The organism is Ruegeria sp. O5 (genome assembly GCF_056535105.1).
Genome location: NZ_JBQERN010000027.1, coordinates 1 through 18,129, shown reverse-complemented (window position 1 = coordinate 18,129; position 18,129 = coordinate 1). Strand labels below are relative to the sequence as shown.

Genomic DNA, 18,129 nt, shown 5'->3' with positions numbered 1-18,129 from the left:
TAGCCCTATGTCAGATCCCCCGCAAAGGCCTTTTGCAAGAGAGATTGACGCAGGTCTGCGATGTCTTGGAGTTTGGTTAGGTAGCTTGCGGTCAATTCATCAAATGAACCTTTTAGGTTTTTTGCTTCTTCAATCACAGCCCTTTGCACTGATTTACTCGGAACTCGCAAAGACAGGCCACTTAGAAGCTTCTGGTTAAGATTGCTAATGTTGGCTCCATCGCCTCCCGCTGCCAGCAGTTTTCGCATGGCCTTGGTTTTCATGAAGTAACAAATAAACTCAGGCAAAGTGTGTTTGTCAGTGATACGAATTCGGATAGTAAAACCGGAAAATGACGTAGGTTCCGTAACAGATCCCGCGAGCATAACGCGCCCGATTAGCTCCTTGTTCCCATTTGAGCGGACCGCAAGGATGTCACCAGTTTGGATACTATCCTGCTCCGAAAGCTCTCCCTCAATAGCAACAGTCTTCAACTGCTCCAAGGGCATCCAAAAATTGTCTTGAAAGTCACCCACGCCTACGATTTTCACCGTTTGCCCTACACTGCTTTTCGAGAAATTGAGGCCGTTTCGAAAATCTGCGTGACTGCCCAAAGTCGTCGAGGGAACATCACTCGTATGCTTGCGGAAGATTTCCAATTCGGCGTTTTCAAACAACTCCCGCGCGTTTTGTAGATTAGCTTCGGCGTTCTCTTTGGCGCGGATCAGCCCTTCAAACGCCTCATCCAAAACCGCCACAATCCGTTTTTGCTCTTCGAGAGGGGGGATTGGAATTTCGAGACCCTTGATGTGGCGAAAATGACGGGCATAGCCGAGACTAGGTATCGGGTTGCCTTCCAAGAAGTAAGCCAAAAATCTTGCATTCAGTTTTTCAACGGGTTGAAGAATTTTGACGCCGTCGGCCCCAACTACAAAATCGAAATCAATGTACTTTATGACTTGCGTGTGATCGCCAAAGATAACCACTGGCTTCGCAATCCGGTTTAACTCGGCGCGGCTTGACCAATAGCCGTTAATGTAGTCCGCTTCTTGCGAAACAATCGGGAAAGGCCCGTCTGCCTCAAATTTCTTTCTGGGTATTTTGCCAGATATTTTGAAAGGTTCTATACACCTCTCTAGCGGCTTGACCTCCCAACCCGCCTTCACAGCAAGCCCCTGATCTGCGCCAGTATCTGGGTGGTCTCGACATCCCGCGCCAACATATCGTCGATAATCTCCGCAGGCGCGCGTAGCGGGGCTTCCTCGGGCACAAACGGGTTTTTGACCGACATATCCATGGTCTCTTCGTCAATGTCGCCGCGCTCGACAGTCCAGCTTTTTGCACTATCAGCCTCGGTCTTCTGCAGCTCCACAAATTCGGCCAGCTCATCATCGCGCAGGGGGAATGACTTGCCCAAAGACCTTTCCGGATCAAGCGCGTAGTACCACGTCTTTTGAGTCTTACGGCCCTTTTCAAAGAACAGCACCACGGTTTTTACACCTGCGCCCTGAAACACTTTAGCGGGGCAATCCAGCACCGTGTGCAGGTTACAGGTTTCCAGCAATTCGCGGCGCAATGCGGCGGCATCGCCATTGCTGAGAAAGGTGTTCTTGATCACCACAGCCGCGCGCCCGCCTGCTTTCAGCTTTCGAATGAAATGCTGAATGAACAAATAGGCCATCTCGCCTGATTTGATCGGAAAGTTCTGCTGCACCTCGGCGCGTTCGCCCGACCCAAAAGGCGGATTGGCAAGGATTATGTCGTGGCGGTCTTTCTCCTGAATATCCATGACGTTTTCGTTGAGCGTATTGGTGCGCCGGATATTAGGGGCGGTAATGCCATGCAGGATCATGTTCATGATGGCGATGACATAGGCGAGTGATTTCTTTTCCTGCCCATAGAAGGTCTTGGTCTGGAGCGTATTGAAATCGGTAGCGGAAATGTCGGGCGTCAGCAGGTGTTCATAAGCTTCGCAAAGGAAGCCCGCGGAGCCACAGGCACCGTCATAGATGGTCTCACCAATCTTTGGGTCGATGACCTTGATCATCGCGCGGATCAAAGGACGTGGCGTGTAATATTCCCCGCCATTACGCCCTGCATTGCCCATACGTTTGATGCGCGACTCGTAAAGGTCGGACAGCTCGTGCTTGGCCTCTTGGGTGCCAAATTCAAGCCCATCAACAATGTCCAACACGTCGCGCAAGGAATAACCGGAGCGAAACTTGTTGGTGAGTTCAGAGAATATCTCGCCGATCTTGTATTCGATAGTGTCAGGACTAGGCGCGTTCTCGCGGTACTTCTTGAGCGTCGGGAACAGCTCAGTATTCACAAAGGCAATCAGGTCTTCGCCGGTGAGAACATCCTTCCGGCCCGCGCCATCGTCATTCTTGCTCGAAGCCCATGTGTTCCAGCGCATCGCGGTTGGTAACGTTGGGGCATACTCCCTACCTTCCAGCTCGGCCTCATCCAGGCGCTCTTGTTCCATGTCATCAAGGTATTTCAAAAATAGAATCCATGAGGTCTGTTCGGCGTAGTCCAGCTCAGACGCAAGCCCCTCTTCGTTACGGAGCTCTTTGTCGATGCTGTTGAAGGCGTTTTCAAACACGGGCGGTCCTTTGATTTTTCGGCCAAGCTATGCCGTGACGGCGTGGGAAACAACGTCTGTCAGACAGATCTTGCCGCTTTAATCAACTCTGCCTGACGCTCAATGCCGACCGGACAATACGCGCTTATTGTTGTGACAACATTGGAATGGCCGATATTCTGAGAAAATGCCTTGAAGGCCTCGCGGGTTGGGTAGGTAGTGTCGGCCCATTTCACCAAGGTTTTGCGAAACGCATGGGGTGTAAAGGGCGGCAAATCGGCCCGCACAAAGGCCTCTTTGATGACCGCGCGAATGGCATTGGCGTTCTTGTAGATTTCTCGCTTAAGGCCCACCACTTTGAATTCACCATCAACCGGTTTGATCTCCGCAGGTGGAAACAGCGGATCATCTGGGCCAAACAGCTTTTCCTGTTTCAGATAGCTCACCCACTGGTCAAAACAGGCCTGAAACGCCGCATCCACCGGCAAAAAGTATGTCGTGAAGGTCTTGGAGTTCTTTGTTCTGACCTCACGCGCATCCTGATAAACACACCCATCGATCATGTTGATGTGTTTGAGCCGCAAAGACGCAACCGCCCCGTCGCGCGCGCCAGTGAGCATTAGAAACGCAAAAAGAGCCTTGTTGCGTTGTTCAACATCTGTGGCCTCCGGCATATAGTTGAAGGCGTGGCGGGCCATCTCCATGGAAGGATATGGCGTTTCTCGCGTGGCCCTGGCCACTCGTTGGCCTTTTGCGTCCATGTTGAAATAGTCCGCATCAGAATGGCGGATACGGCTCTTGTAACCGGGTTGATCGGCCAGCCAAAAAATGAACGCCTTGTTTGCAGCCAGTACCGAGGCAATTGTCGACTTTGAAAGGGGCTTGCCGGTCGCCTTGCTGATTTCAGCATTGATACGGTCGTGAAACTTGATCGCCTGCTCAATGTGAAACCGTTTGAAGTTTGCGTAGTTCGTACTGGCTTCAAACCGCAAAATTGCTTCAGCCGCTTTGAGAACCGTTCCCGCGTCCTTCCGCTTAGCGGCCTTAAGATATTGCAAGTAGCGGCGTTTGATCCGCTCATTTTCCTCGTTGAATTTCCTCATGTGGTTGCTCCTTAGAGATTGTGAAAGTTTGAGGGGGTGGAGGCGGTGTCACTTAGGGTTCGCTGTCTGCCTTGTTCGACAACTGGAACAGTTGAGCGAATTCCCCAAGCCGCGACTTGGAGATCATGCGGGTGCAGGTGCAGCCACATTTGGTGCAAACCCCTTTTAGAAGGATGGTTCGATTTTGCACCGGCCAAACCGTTGCAGTCATTCCGACAGGCTGGCGGGCATCTCTACATCCCGGACAGAAGAAGTCGCTCGACCCAAGTGGCCGCTTGGCGGCCTTGTATTTTGCCCGAAGGTAGAAACGGATTGCCTCACCGGAAATAAGGTAAGGCTTGCGAGAACTCATGACGGGAAGGCCGTCTTTGATCCAACTTCGAATAGTTGCGGGTGTTTTCCCCAAGGCTGCTGCAGCCTCATTGATGTCGTATGTAAGTGCTGCCTTTACCGCCATCGGGTTGGCGCGCTTACCCATTGTCCCCATCCTCAAAGAGCGCTCGAATTTCCTCTACTTTCCAAACTGTCGTGCGCGGTCCAAGCTTTTGAGGCCGCGGAAAACGTCCGTCTTTTACGCCTTGCCACCATGTCGATTTGGAAACAGGGATCGGGCCAGCGGGCGCCAGGATTTGGGAAAGTCTCACGAACCCCGTAAGGGGGAAATTGCCAATATCAGACATTGTTCCATCTCGTTTGTTGAAGATGGAACAGGTCTATCTTGGTCGAGCATGGAACTGGCCGAATTAGGATTGGGTGAAACCTAATTAGGTTGTTTTCCGGCGTTTTGGTCTAACAGTTCCGAAGCTTCCTTGAGTTTTTGGCGAATTGTATCATCGCTGACTGGTAGGCCAAGCCGGTCCAAAATTCCTTCAAGCTCCTTAGCGAATGGACTTCTTGAAGCTGTTAGGTCGTAGCCATAGCCGTCCACGGCCATTGCAATTAACATTTTGTACAACGTTTGGCGTTCTCGGCTAGCAACCACTTTTTCATCATTGTTTTGAAGCGCACTCTCAAAGCTCTCCAATTCATGCTTTGTGAAACCCAGCTCCGAAAAGGCTGGCCAATCCACGGAAGGATAGTATCCACGCACGTCATGGAAACTCACCCGTTCTTCCGGGTACATTTCCTTTAAATATGATCCACCAAAAGCTTCAAGAACTTGAAACACACGACCATTGTCGTCTTCTACAAAAAAACCATCTATCGACGTCAACTCTCCCCCGGTTTTAGTCAAGAACGCCCGAAGGTAATCCTCCAATGCACCGCAAAGGTCTAGCCTTAAACGATGCGGCCCATCCAAAAAGGAAATGCTAGTCCGACCCTCTAGTGGAAAAAAGTCCGAAAACTTGATTTCCACGGTATCTTGACCCTCTGCCGCGAGCCCAAAGATTTTGTTATCCTTATCGGGCGACACCCAAACCGAGCGGGTTTGATTTACTACTTCTTGGGCAGAAACGTGCCGCATGAACCAATAAAGGTGAATGTGGCCATCAAGAGCGAGCTCCAAAACCTCAGCTGAATTCACTTCTTCGCCAAGCGTCAGAGAAAGCCTGCTCGCCGCGTCCTCAATGGAATACCAGTGTTTAAGTTTATAAATTTTCTTCAAATCAATGCTCAGGTTGGTCTGATACTATCCAACAGCGTTGCCCACCAATCCGCAAGCCTTACACGTTCATCCCAGTATTTTCCTCGATTGTAAGCCTTGCGGACTTCATTGCGCTCGATATGCGCCAGAGCCGCTTCGATTGCGTCCGCGTTCCAAAGCCCGCTTTCATTCGCCAGAGTCGAAAAACTCGCACGAAACCCATGAGCGGTCATTTCTTCACCGGAATAGCCCATGCGACGCAAGGCAGCGTTCAATGTGTTATCCGACATAGGGCGATGCCACGAACGCAACGAGGGAAAGAGGTATTCAGCATCGCCCGAAATCCCACGCAGTTCCGACAAGAGCTCTATGGCTTGATTGGGCAACGGCACGTTGTGATCGCGGCGCATCTTCATTTTGGCCGCAGGGATCGACCAAATTCTACTCTCAAAATCGATCTCCTGCCATTTTGCCTGTCGGATCTCTCCCGGCCTTTGGGCCAACATAGCGAGCAATTGCAGCGCTATTCGCGTGGTAGCTTGCCCGTCAAACCCGTCAATAGCTACCATGAGCGCCCCAAGTTTAACTGGATCAGTGATTGCAGCACGGTGTTGCCGGTTTGGACGTATCAACGCATCTTTAAGCGCATAGGTGGGGTCTGTTTCGGCCACCCCACTGGCAACAGCAAACCGAAACACAGACCCAATCCGCGCGCGCAACCGATGAGCCGTTTCATAGTTGCCTTTGGCTTCGACTTTTCGAAGACATGCAAGGATCATTGGTGCGGTGATTTCGGTAATAGGCTTACGCCCAAAGTCCGAGTTCGCGAGCTTTAAATGATAGATTGTTTTATCGAGGGTGGCTTTAGTTTTGCCCTCTTTGCGCTGTTTCTCCAGAAAAGCATCGCCAATTTTCTCAAAAGTGTGGCTCTGCGCTTCTCGGGTTTCGCGCTTGGCTGCCTGTTTTGCCTCAGATGGATCATAGCCCTGAGCAATCTTGGCGCGGGCTTCTTCTTTGAGCATTCTCGCCTGCGCCAATGAGACAGATGGATACGCACCCAGCGACAATTTTTTCTCTTTTCCATGCAGCCGATATTTGACATTCCAAAGCTTTGAACCGGCAGGGGTCACGAGAAGATAAAGCCCCTCAAAGTCCGAAACCTTATATGGTTTTCCTCTGGGCTTTAGATTTCGAATCTGAACGTCGCTAAGTGGCATCTGGGGGCCTCGTCTTTTCACCAAATTGACGAAGCCCCCAAAAAGCCCCCCAAACTGGGGGCATCTCACCGAACGCCATTAGACGGTATCGGACAAAGAACATCGCCAAACCACATATATCACAGGGATATTTGGATGTCTTTGGATTGTAGTGAATTGGAAAGTGGTGCCCCCACACGGACTCGAACCGCGGACCTACTGATTACAAATCAGTTGCTCTACCAGCTGAGCTATAGGGGCACTGGCAGTCGATTACTTCGTCCGACAGAGGACTGCAACCCTCATTTTTAACTCAAACTTGGGGATTGCCCGATTTCCTGAGAAAGTGCAGAAACCGCACGGTTGGTTCGTTGCAGATTTTCACGCGACGCAAAGACATGGAATGGGATGGACACAGCCCCTGAGGGTAAAAGGACAAAAGATGCAGGTAGTAATCCATGCCGGGGCCGCTTTCGCCGATGAAGGGCAAGTGCTGTCCTCGCTTTCGGCAAACAAGCAGGCCTTGGCGGATTGCCGTGCTGTGATCTTGGGACCGCGCGGCGGACGTCAGTTTGTCAAGGTTCTGTCTGATGCCCTTGCTCAGGATTTGTCTGATGCAGAAACACAGGACGGGCTGCACGCCCTTCTTCCGGATGATCCAAATGTTGATCGTGTCATCCTCTCGAACGACAAGTTCTTTGGCCCAACACGCTCTGCCCTGCAACATGGACAGATTTACCCTTTTGCCGGGCAGCGGACAGCCTATGTGCAGACCTTGCTGGACGATGCTCAGGTCGAAATATTTGTCGGTCTGGTGAACCCCGGTTTTTTCATACCCAAGGTCCTTATGTCGATCCATGAAGATCACCGGCAGGAGATTCTGACCAGCACCGATCTGAGTTGCCTGAGCTGGTTGAGTATGATCGAAGATCTGCGCGATCTTGCACCTCAGGTGCAGCTCACTTTGTGGAAGAACGAACATTTGCCACTGATTCTGGGGGATATCACGCGCGCAATGGCGGGCCTGCCCGGTGACGCTCCTCTGGTGGATGAATATGCGTTGCTGTCGTCGCTTCTGACTGAAACCGGTCAACAGCATGTTCTGGACATCGTGCGGGGCGGCGTCGGCCTCGACAAGGACGCTCAACGCGAAGACCTTGCGCGGGTTTTGGAGGACTATGCCCGGCCCGATGAGGTCGAAGAAGAACTTGATCTGCCCGGCTGGAACGCAGACATCGTTGACGCATTTACAGAGCTTTACGAGCAGGATCTGGCAATCATCCAGACCATGCAGGGCATCCGGATGCTGTAACCCTTCTGTCGCGCCCGCACCCTTACAAATGCCTTTTCGTTTGCCGGATGATCCAGTCCGCAAATGCTTGTACGGCTTCGTTCCTCTGCCCGGTCGGCGTTGCAATGAAATATGCGCTGCCCGAGGCATTCACCAATTGCCCGGTCTGGACCAGCGTGCCCGACGCCAACTCAGCCTCGATCAGGTAGGACGGCAAAATCGCAGCCCCAAGCCCTGCAACTGCGCCTTCGATCAGCATCGAGAACTGATCAAAGCGCATCCCTGGAAAAACCGCCCTGGCGTCAAGCCCAAGGCTTGCATGATACTCGGACCATAGCCCGGGCCGTGAGGTCAGATGCAACAGCGGCAGATCGAACACATGCTGTTCCTCGAAAGGCCGTTGGGCGCCCAACAACACGGGCGCAGCTGCCACGACAAGTTTTTCCGGGAATAGCTTGCGTAGCCGCGCACCAGGCCAATCTTCGTGCCCGAAGTGAATGGCAAGGTCCACGCGCCGCTCTTCCAGGCTGAACGGTGTCGTGTAGGAATGCAAATCCAGTTCGATCCCCGGATGCAGGTGCTTGAAATCCGGCAGTCTTGGCACCAGCCACCGTGTCGCAAAGGTGGGCAGGACCGCCAAGGACAGCAACGACGCACCGTCACCGGCCGCGATCGCACGATTGATCGTACCGTTCAGCCGCTCAAGGTCTCCGGCAAGTTCTTCAAACAAAGCGCGACCCGCTTTCGACAAGCGAACGGCACGTCCGACCCGGCGAAACAACGTCACCCCCAGCGCAGCCTCAAGTTCACGCACCTGACGGCTAACCGCGCCCTGCGTCACACCAAGCTCTTCTGCTGCCATGGTATAGCTTTCGTGGCGTGCGGCAGCCTCGAAGCTGCGCATGAGGGCAAAAGACGGGAGGGAGTTGATTCTGGGCATATCACTTATGAGTTTTAGTCACAGAAACGATACAAAACAGCGTATTTTTATCAAGTTACTTTGTAGATAGAACCTCAGTCACCTTCAGAGGAAGATAAACAGTGTTCCATCGCGCAAACCGACTAAACGGTATCGAATTGTCCGAAATCGTGCAGATTTCCGAGGCCGCCGCACGCTTGCGTTCGGAAGGGCGCGATGTTCTGGCGCTGTCGACCGGTGAACCTGACCTGCCGACCCCGCCCCATGTGGTCGAAGCTGCCCACGCGGCAGCGCTGGACGGCAAGACGAAATACCCGCCGACGGCCGGGGTGCCCGACCTGCGCGCCGAAGTTGCCCGGCAGGCCAAAGCCGAAGTGGCTCAGGTCATTGTGTCCACCGGTGCCAAGCAGGTGATTGCCAATGCGATGCTGGCCAGCCTGAACCCCGGCGACGAGGTCATCATGCCCGCGCCCTACTGGACCAGCTATTCTGACATAGTGCGGATGGCGCGTGGAACGCCCGTCATTCTGCCTTGCCCGATGGATCAGGGGTTCAAGCTTCTGCCGGAACAGTTAGAGGCCGCAATCACATCGCGCACGCGCTGGCTGATGCTCAACACGCCGTCGAACCCGTCGGGGGCAATCTATACACAGGATGAGATCGCCGCCCTCGCATCTGTTCTGTCCCGGCATCCACAGGTCTGGGTTCTTGCGGATGAGATTTATCGCCATCTCAGCTTTACTCCGTTTGTTTCAGTGGCCGAGGCGGCCCCTGACCTTGCCGACCGTCTGTTGATCGTCGACGGTGTCGCCAAAGCATGGTCCATGACCGGATGGCGCATCGGCTGGGGGATCGGGCCGGTCGAGTTGATCAAGGCAATGGTGGCCGTTCAGGGGCAGGTTACATCGGGTGCCTGTTCGATTGCACAATGGGCCTCGCTTGCTGCGCTGACCGGCAGCCCGGACCTGTTGGAAGAACGCCGGGTCATTTTTTCCGAACGCCGTGATCTGGTGGTTGCAGGGTTGAACACGGTTCCGGGGTTGCGCTGCGCGGCTCCCGACGGGGCGTTCTACGCCTTTCCTTCCTGCGCCGGACTGCTTGAGGATCGGGGTGGACCGTTCAAAAATGACGCTGACTTCTGCACCTGGTTGTTGGAAGATGCCGGTGTCGCTCTGGTTCCCGGTCGCGCCTTCGGGTTGCCCGGACATTTTCGCCTGAGCTTTGCTTATGCCCAAGATACAATTGCAGCGGGGCTTGCACGTCTCAAAGCCGCTGCAGAAAGGAAACTCTCATGAAACCACAATCCCGCCCCCAGCTTGGCCCTTTCACTTGGGATGACCCTTTTCTGCTGGAAGACCAGTTGGCCGAAGACGAACGCATGGTGCGCGATGCAGCCAACGCCTACGCGCAGGACAAACTGTTGCCCCGTGTGACCCAGGCTTTCGCCAATGAAGAAACAGACCCCGAAATCTTTCGCGAGATGGGCCAAATGGGCCTTCTGGGCACGACTATCCCCGAAGAATTCGGCGGCATCGGAGCCAGCTATGTCACTTACGGTCTGGTCGCACGCGAAGTGGAACGGGTCGACAGCGGTTACCGCTCGATGATGTCGGTGCAGTCCAGCCTCGTCATGTACCCGATCTATGCCTACGGAACGGATGAACAGCGCCGGAAATACCTTCCGAAACTGGCCAGCGGTGAGTCTATTGGCTGCTTTGGGCTGACCGAGCCCGATGCGGGTTCGGACCCCGGCGGCATGAAAACCGTCGCGAAAAAGACCGATGGGGGCTATGTCCTCAACGGGTCAAAGATGTGGATCTCGAACGCGCCCATTGCTGACGTGTTTGTTGTCTGGGCCAAATCAGACGCGCATGACGGCAAGATCAAGGGTTTCGTTCTTGAAAAAGGCACACCCGGTCTTTCAGCTCCGAAGATCGAAGGCAAACTGTCGCTGCGCGCCTCGATCACGGGTGAGATCGTGATGAACAATGTCGAGGTCGGGGAAGATGCTCTGTTGCCGGGTGTCGAAGGTCTGAAAGGGCCGTTTGGCTGCCTGAACCGCGCACGATACGGTATCGCCTGGGGATCGATGGGCGCAGCCGAGGCCTGCTGGCACGCCGCGCGGCAATACGGTCTGGACCGAAAACAGTTCGGTCGCCCTTTGGCGCAAACGCAGCTGTTCCAGCTGAAGCTTGCGAACATGCAGACGGAAATCGCCTTGGGCCTTCAGGCCGCTCTGCGCGTGGGTCGTCTGATGGACGAAGCCCGCGCAGCGCCGGAAATGATCAGCCTGATCAAGCGCAACAATTGCGGCAAGGCACTTGAGGTCGCACGCCACGCACGTGACATGCACGGCGGTAATGGCATCAGCCAGGATTTCCACGTGATCCGCCACATGGTGAATCTGGAAACCGTGAACACCTATGAAGGCACGCATGATGTTCATGCCTTGATCTTGGGTCGCGCGCAAACGGGCCTGCAAGCCTTCGCCTGAGGACGACAAATATGGATCGCGCAACCATTGTGCATGACAATTTCCTGCGCCGGGTTGCGGCACGGGATTTTCCCGATGGCGCGACGCCGTCTGGCCCACTGACAGCGTCCGAAGCGGTCGGGCTATATCGCGCGCAATGTCTCAGCCGCGCGTTGGACCGCCAAAGCCGGGCAATGCAGAAAGCCGGTCAGGGGTTCTATACCATCGGCTCCTCTGGTCACGAGGGGATGGCCGCGGTGGCGGCAGCCCTGCGCCCGACAGACCCTGCTTTTCTACACTACCGCGACGCCGCGTTTCAGATCGCCCGGTCCGATCAGGTGCCGGGGCAGAGCCCGACATGGGATATTCTGTTGTCCTTCGCTTCATCCTCTGATGATCCGATCAGCGGTGGGCGGCACAAGGTGTTGGGGTCAAAAGCACTTTGCATCCCGCCGCAGACCTCGACCATTGCCAGCCACCTGCCCAAAGCTGTCGGCGCGGCTTATGCAATCGGGGCAGCCCGCCGTCACAAACCCGAACATGCAGAAATACCGGACGACGCCATCGTCTACTGTTCCTTTGGTGATGCTTCGGCCAACCATTCCACTGCGCAAGGCGCGTTCAACACCGCGCAGTGGACGTCTTACCAGTCGGTTCCCCTGCCACTGCTGTTCTGCTGCGAGGACAACGGGATCGGAATTTCGACCAAGACACCACAAGGCTGGATTGCCGCAACATTCTCTCATCGACCGGGACTGAAGTATTTCACGTGTGACGGGCTCGATATTTTCGAAACCTACCGTGTCGCACAAGAAGCCGCCGCCTATGTCCGCAGCCGTAAGAAACCCGCATTTCTGCACATCCGCACGGTGCGCCTGTATGGCCACGCCGGGGCGGACATGCCCACCACCTACATGCCAAAATCCGAGGTCGAAGCCGAAGAGGCGAACGACCCCCTGCTGCACTCCGTCCGCCTGCTGGAACAATCGGGTGCGATGCAACCGGATGACGGCCTGAAGGTATACACCGACACCTGCGACCGCGTCGCCCGCGTCGCCGACAAGGCGATTACCCGCCCTCGCCTGAAAACCGCGGGTGACGTGATGGCCAGCCTGATCCCGCCCGCACGCCCCTGCGCCCCGACCAATGGCCCGACACCCGAACATCGGGCTGAAGTATTCGGCGGCGACCTCAAAGCACATGCTGAACCCCAGATCATGTCGCGCCTGATCAACTGGGCCCTGAGCGACCTGATGCTTGAACACGGTGAGATCGTGATGATGGGCGAAGATGTCGGGCGCAAAGGCGGTGTCTATGGCGTGACGCAAAAGCTTCAGGCCCGTTTCGGACCCGACCGGATGATCGACACGCTGCTGGACGAACAGTCGATTCTGGGCCTTGCGATCGGGATGGCCCAAAACGGGTTTACACCCATGCCGGAAATCCAGTTCCTGGCCTATCTTCACAACGCCGAAGACCAGTTGCGCGGAGAAGCGGCCACCCTGCCCTTCTTCTCGAACGGTCAGTACACCAACCCGATGGTCGTGCGCATCGCCGGGTTGGGGTATCAAAAGGGTTTTGGAGGACATTTCCACAATGACAACTCGGTCGCTGTATTGCGCGACATTCCGGGGCTGATCCTGGCCTGCCCGTCGAACGGTGCCGACGCCGCGCGGATGCTGCGTGAATGCGTTCGCCTTGCGCGTGAAGAACAGCGGCTGGTCGTGTTTCTGGAACCCATCGCGCTCTACCCGATGCGGGACTTGCACGAAGCCGGAGACTCCGGCTGGATGCACACCTACCCCGACCCATCTGAAAGGATCGGTTTCGGCGAGGTTGGCGTGGATGGCGACGGCGACGATCTGGCGATCGTAACCTTTGGCAATGGCGTCTACCTCAGCCATCAGGCGCGCAAACCGCTGGAGGCCGACGGGATAAAAACCCGGATCATTGATACGCGCTGGTTGTCGCCGCTGCCCAAAGACGCGCTGACCCGGGCCGTAAGCGGTGCCAAGCGGATATTGATCGTCGATGAAACCCGGCATCACGGCGGCGTGGCCGAGGCCCTGATGGCCCATTTCCACGAAACCACTGATGTGCCGATGGCCCGTATTACCGCCGAAGACAGCTTTATCGCCACCGGCCCGGCCTATGCCGCGACCATGCCATCGAAAGACAGCATCGAGGCCGCAGCAAGATCCCTGATGGAGACGGGCAAATGAGGTCTGTGAAACAAACCGCTGTTGTCATCTGTCCGGGACGCGGCACCTATAACAAACCCGAATTGGGGGTTCTCGGCCGGCATTTTACCGACAAGGCCCTGCTGGCACATTTCGACGACATGCGCCGCGCGCAGGGTCAGGAAACCCTAAGCGAACTGGACGGCGCGCCCCGGTATTCCGTGGCAAAGCACACGCGCGGAGACAATGCCTCGGCCCTGATCTATTCCGCGACGCTGGGCGATTTTCGTGCCATTGATCCGGAAAAGGTCGACGTGGTGGCTGTGACCGGAAACTCGATGGGTTGGTATTCGGCCCTGGCCTGCGGGGGTGCCTTGACCGCCGAGGCTGGGTTCGAGGTGGTCAACACCATGGGAACACTCATGCAGCAGAGCCTGATAGGCGGCCAGTTGATCTATCCTTTCATGGATGCCGACTGGCAGCCGAACCCGGCACGCAAGGCCGAACTGCTGGCTCTGGTCGCTGAGATTGACGGCACTGGCGCGACCCTCACCCTGTCAATTGATCTGGGCGGGATGTTGGTTCTGGCCGGGGATGAAGCTGGGTTATCTGCCTTTGAAAACAAGGTGCCTGTGGTGCAGGAACGCTTTCCGATGCGGCTGGCCAATCACGCAGGGTTTCATTCACACCTGCAACGCCCAGTTGCCGAAGTCGGTCGCACCCGCCTTGCCGCAGATCTGTTCCGACAACCCAATCTGCCCATGATAGATGGCCGCGGTCAGATCTGGTGGCCCGGCGCCTGTGATCTGGACGCGCTTTGGGACTACACCTTGGGTCATCAGGTGACCGAAACCTATGATTTCACAAAGGCCGTATCACAAGCCGCGAAAGAGTTTGCACCCGATATGTTCATCGTCACTGGACCGGGAACCACACTGGGCGGAGCCGTCGCGCAGTGCCTGATCCTGAGCAATTGGGATAAGATGCAGGACAAAGCAAGCTTTCAGACCATCCAACGCGAAGAACCTTCGTTAATCTCGATGGGGATCGAGGATCAACGCACACGTGTGACCTGATCTTGCACTCCCTGGCGGTTCGCCGGGCGCAAACCGATCAATCGCGGGCACCCGCTCCACTCTGTACACCGAACCATCTGTTCAGACCCACCCGAGCAAGCGCCCTGCATTTCAATTCCACGATTCCGGAACCGGAAAAGATGACGGAGCGCTCGGCCTTAGACGGCAACTACTGTCGAATGCTCCGGGTCAAATGGCATCTTCACGCAAATCAGGACACTTTCGGTCAAGCATCTTGCAGACGAGCCAAAGGCCCAGACATTGAACGCTAAGCGTTTGATATCCAGCACTCATTTCTCTGGCTTAAATGGTGCCCGGGGGCGGAATCGAACCACCGACACGAGGATTTTCAATTAGCCTTTTGATCCGCGCAGGCTGTCTCAAGCGTGATCAACCAGTAACGTAGCCGATTGAAAAACTTGACCTTCGCGTATGGCAGGCCGCCTCGGCCCATCTCACACCGAAGCATTTAAGCACGCCGCAAATGCTACCCCAGTGATACCCGCAGGGACGGAACAACTTCTATCACATTGCATCTTGACGCTGCAAACGCGCAACCTTCCAAGCCATCAAGGCTGACACGCAACTCGTGGTTCACAAAACCAAACATGTCGCATACGCTTCGAGATGTGTGGCGTCTTCCGAAATTGGGCTTGGGGAATACTTAGAACAGTTCTTCCGATCCAAACCGACGACGACGTCAATGAAATAAAGGAATCGCGTTAGCATTTTTCCTGCCGTTAACTGTCGAACTTCTTAGCACTGGTGCATCTATGCAAACATTTGAACTACACAACCATTTGAAAACATTTCTTGATCCAACGAAAACTCAAGACGAACAGGGTTACACCCTATGTCAACCCAACATACGGTTTCGATGGAATTCGGTCTTAGAGCATTCAGACGAAAAGACGTCATTCTCGACACGAATCGAGCCCAAGGTATACGAAAATGAACTGCTTTCGTTCTTGGAGCCCGATGGTGTAAACTCCAACGCCAAGACGGGAGAAATTCGCCTGTTGATTGGGGGCTGGGGGAGTGGGAAGTCAACTTTTCTAAGCTATATAATTGAAAAAATGCCAAAGCAATCTATTGCTTTTCGAATTCCAGAGTTTTTCCATTTCTCGTTTCGTGATTGGACCCAGCATGACACTGAAAGCTCACGTGATGACGAGCAGATTTTTTGGCGCCATTTAGCCGCTACTCTGGTGTCAAACAAAAATACTAAGCTTTCCATTTTTGAAGAGGCAACAGATTTCTGGAGTTGGTGTGAGAAAACCCCAATCGTCAAAAAGCAAAGAACTTGGCTCATTACTTTTCTTTCCAACTACGCACAAGAGTGCGACGCACTTTTTCCGAACGAAGCAGATCGGTCCGAAGAAAGCCGAGATTTCCTACGGTTTGTGATTCAGGCTAGAAAAGAGTTAGTTGCCCGGTTTGAGGAAGACGCTGAGGCGCTTTGCTGGTATGAGATCTGCAAGATCGCGTATCTTGTGAGTGAGAAACAAAAACACAAGATGGCGTATTTCATTTTTGATGACTTCGACCATATTCCACCCAAGTTTCAACGAGAAATAAGTGACGTGTCGATAAAGCTAGCGTCGGTGATTCGCTGCAAGATACTCATTCCGATGCGACCAGTTACTTATAAGTCATGCGACTATGGCGTGAAGTTAGTGAGATCAACCGATCATTGCGTGCCATCAGCTACTACGGTTATAAAACGGCGCCTGGCTGACTTGCGCGTGACGCATAATCTATCAGACCAAAACCTTCAGACGCTCAAAGATATAGAAGCAGCATTTCTACAAGACGGTACTGCAGTCTCAAATCTCATTGAAGCTACTTCGGGTCTCAGTATGCGATTAGCACTCACAAACTTTTTTAATTGTGTGGCCTCTGATAGCTTCACTAAGCAATTGAATTCTGGAGGTAGATTTTCAGACCTCCATCAAAGTAAGCGTGCAGAGATGTTCCTTTGCTCGAGCAATCCAGTCGTGCACAGTACGTGGTTTCATAACCTTTACCGCATCGACGAAAACCCTCAGCACAACCTTCTAAAGCTACGTTGCCTTGAGTACTTGTGCAGCACATCACAGACTACACTCTCGATGCTTTACAATCGCTGCCTTCGGCGATTTGGGTACTCCAACGAATTGATTGTATCCACACTTAATAAGATGCTTCTACAAAGATGTGCCTTGATCTGGTGCGAAGATATGGAAACTGTTGAGGCACGTGATCTTACCCTGCATTCTAGAGTCGCTGTTACTCCACTTGGCGAAAGGTACTGGAAGGATTGCTTCGGGGACTTGTTGTACGATGACACTGCCTTAAGGTCATCAGTGCGTGAAACTTTGTCGCCAGAATCCAGAGCGATACAATATCACTACCTGATCTCGGATGTCGAACTACGAGAAATCAAGTACTGTGTAGACGAGTTTGGCTCCGAGGCTTACCTTGAACACTATGGCAATAACGGTCATCCATCGTTCGCAGAGCGACACTTTCAAAAGGTTGCAGCAATACTCGAAAGTAGGCGATATCACGGCATCGAAGTTGAAGAGTTTGTTTCGTCCAAGAGGCCAAATTACATCAGAAGGCAGATAAACGATATTATCATGGCAGATCGATTTTCTTGATATGGAAAACATTTTAACGACGCCGATGGTGCTCTTACTTGTTACTATTGGGATTTGCTTGGGGCTTTGCTTCAATGCCCACAATGCGACACGAGGAGCGCTCTATTCTAGGCAATCAGGGATGGATCGAAGAGTTTATTTCGGAATTCTTATCACAATTGCGCTGATAGCCATAATGATCTTAGTATTTCTCTGGAAGCAGATGTGGGAGAGATCTGGTAACGAAATTGGTGATTTTCTTGCGGGTTTCTTTTCCTCTTTGGCGCTTCTATGGATTATAATAGGCACACGAATACAGGCAACCGAACTCAGGGAACAGCGCGATCAATTTATTCAATCAAACATAACTCAGAGTGACCAGCTGGCTGTTCTCAAACAAGAGCTGGGTCTCGCCATGGCCTCCCCGATTGCGCAACGATTGCGGGCTGAGGTTATTGAGAAGATTAACCCTTGGGGGGACTTTGTAGAAATTGTTGTCAATGAAGTTAGGAAACGCCTTTTAAATGTGCCGCTTGACCCGGCTTCGCAACCACTGCTCGTTTCATACGATCAAGTAACGCTTAACGATGACAAGACCTTCTATAAGGTTTCAAAGGGCATTGACCCTTCGAAAAGGATCACTCAGGATCAATCCAACTCTGTAGATTGGGGCGAACTCGATCAAATTTATTTTGATTTGAAAGTCCACGAAACCGATTGTGCCTGGCAGGAAACTCATCATCAAGCAGAAGGTGAGAGCTTTGACGTATTGGTTGGAGGCGTAAGACCCAACGGTGAAACTTTGTATGTTATTATGAATTTGCCCTACGACGGTGCAAAGTATCATTGCCTCCATCGCAACTTGGAAAGGTACATGGAGATAATTAAGCTTTCCGAAAGTTTGAATGTGTTCCAGAGTGAACTCATTCGTGGATTTTCGCCAATTGAAAGAGTTGTCGTTCGAGCGTTGCGGGGTATGGAGTACCGCTCGCGCTGATGATGCGAGTTGGCACTTCGGTGCATTAAGAGTCTGGACGTGTCGCGGTTTGCTGCCGCTCCTTTGATAGCATTTATTGCAGCAAAGGAGACGAACTATGGGACTGAAACGGACGGACGAATTTC

Annotated in this window: 15 protein-coding genes and 1 tRNA gene; 7 read left to right on the top strand and 9 right to left on the bottom strand. The window is 53.6% G+C overall.

The window, feature by feature from the left end:
* Positions 1-5: 5 nt before the first annotated feature.
* The 8 genes from ACR0M3_RS19060 to ACR0M3_RS19025 form a co-directional block, all read right to left on the bottom strand.
* Positions 6-1,145 (bottom strand): restriction endonuclease subunit S, encoded by a 1,140-nt coding sequence (locus ACR0M3_RS19060; protein WP_480912211.1) that lies wholly within the window; start codon positions 1,143-1,145, stop codon positions 6-8.
* On the bottom strand, positions 1,142-2,584 hold the full coding sequence (locus tag ACR0M3_RS19055; protein WP_480912210.1) for a class I SAM-dependent DNA methyltransferase: 1,443 nt from the start codon (positions 2,582-2,584) through the stop codon (positions 1,142-1,144). The genes ACR0M3_RS19060 and ACR0M3_RS19055 overlap by 4 nt, the downstream gene beginning before the upstream one ends.
* Before the next feature lie 59 nt (positions 2,585-2,643).
* Positions 2,644-3,666: a site-specific integrase gene (locus ACR0M3_RS19050; protein ID WP_480912208.1), complete on the bottom strand. Its 1,023-nt coding sequence runs from the start codon at positions 3,664-3,666 to the stop codon at positions 2,644-2,646.
* 52 nt (positions 3,667-3,718) lie between these two features.
* Complete coding sequence (locus ACR0M3_RS19045) at positions 3,719-4,144, bottom strand: helix-turn-helix domain-containing protein (RefSeq protein WP_480912205.1); 426 nt, start codon at positions 4,142-4,144, stop codon at positions 3,719-3,721.
* Positions 4,137-4,346: a helix-turn-helix transcriptional regulator gene (locus tag ACR0M3_RS19040; RefSeq protein ID WP_480912202.1), complete on the bottom strand. Its 210-nt coding sequence runs from the start codon at positions 4,344-4,346 to the stop codon at positions 4,137-4,139. The genes ACR0M3_RS19045 and ACR0M3_RS19040 overlap by 8 nt, the downstream gene beginning before the upstream one ends.
* Positions 4,347-4,426: 80 nt before the next feature.
* A complete protein-coding gene (locus tag ACR0M3_RS19035) occupies positions 4,427-5,272 on the bottom strand; it encodes a hypothetical protein (RefSeq protein WP_480912200.1) in 846 nt (281 codons plus the stop codon).
* Positions 5,273-5,280: 8 nt separating this feature from the next.
* Positions 5,281-6,468 (bottom strand): tyrosine-type recombinase/integrase, encoded by a 1,188-nt coding sequence (locus tag ACR0M3_RS19030; protein ID WP_480912197.1) that lies wholly within the window; start codon positions 6,466-6,468, stop codon positions 5,281-5,283.
* Positions 6,469-6,632: 164 nt separating this feature from the next.
* Positions 6,633-6,708 (bottom strand) — tRNA-Thr (locus ACR0M3_RS19025).
* Positions 6,709-6,889: 181 nt separating this feature from the next.
* On the opposite strand from ACR0M3_RS19025, the gene ACR0M3_RS19020 reads away from it, so the two are divergent.
* Positions 6,890-7,759, top strand: coding sequence for a hypothetical protein (locus ACR0M3_RS19020; protein ID WP_480484480.1), 870 nt, complete (start codon positions 6,890-6,892; stop codon positions 7,757-7,759).
* Positions 7,760-7,781: 22 nt separating this feature from the next.
* On the opposite strand, the gene ACR0M3_RS19015 is transcribed toward ACR0M3_RS19020, so the two are convergent.
* Entirely contained in the window at positions 7,782-8,678 is an 897-nt protein-coding gene (locus tag ACR0M3_RS19015) for a LysR substrate-binding domain-containing protein (RefSeq protein WP_480912195.1), read from the bottom strand.
* Positions 8,679-8,779: 101 nt separating this feature from the next.
* Here ACR0M3_RS19015 and ACR0M3_RS19010 point away from each other — a divergent pair, with 101 nt between their 5' ends.
* From ACR0M3_RS19010 to ACR0M3_RS18985, 6 genes are all read left to right on the top strand, one after another.
* On the top strand, positions 8,780-9,952 hold the full coding sequence (locus ACR0M3_RS19010) for a pyridoxal phosphate-dependent aminotransferase (protein WP_480912193.1): 1,173 nt from the start codon (positions 8,780-8,782) through the stop codon (positions 9,950-9,952).
* The gene (locus ACR0M3_RS19005) at positions 9,949-11,151 is read left to right on the top strand and encodes an acyl-CoA dehydrogenase (protein ID WP_209508024.1); all 1,203 of its coding nucleotides are present in this window, start codon (positions 9,949-9,951) and stop codon (positions 11,149-11,151) included. The genes ACR0M3_RS19010 and ACR0M3_RS19005 overlap by 4 nt, the downstream gene beginning before the upstream one ends.
* Positions 11,152-11,162: 11 nt before the next feature.
* Positions 11,163-13,352, top strand: coding sequence for a dehydrogenase E1 component subunit alpha/beta (locus ACR0M3_RS19000; protein WP_480912191.1), 2,190 nt, complete (start codon positions 11,163-11,165; stop codon positions 13,350-13,352).
* A 5-nt stretch (positions 13,353-13,357) separates the two neighbouring features.
* A complete protein-coding gene (locus tag ACR0M3_RS18995) occupies positions 13,358-14,386 on the top strand; it encodes an ACP S-malonyltransferase (protein WP_480488519.1) in 1,029 nt (342 codons plus the stop codon).
* A 773-nt stretch (positions 14,387-15,159) separates the two neighbouring features.
* Positions 15,160-17,028 (top strand): P-loop NTPase fold protein, encoded by a 1,869-nt coding sequence (locus tag ACR0M3_RS18990; RefSeq protein WP_480912190.1) that lies wholly within the window; start codon positions 15,160-15,162, stop codon positions 17,026-17,028.
* A 1-nt stretch (position 17,029) separates the two neighbouring features.
* Positions 17,030-18,004 carry a hypothetical protein gene (locus ACR0M3_RS18985; RefSeq protein ID WP_480912187.1) on the top strand — a complete coding sequence of 325 codons (975 nt, stop codon included), beginning with the start codon at positions 17,030-17,032 and terminating at the stop codon, positions 18,002-18,004.
* The last annotated feature ends 125 nt before the right edge of the window (positions 18,005-18,129 follow it).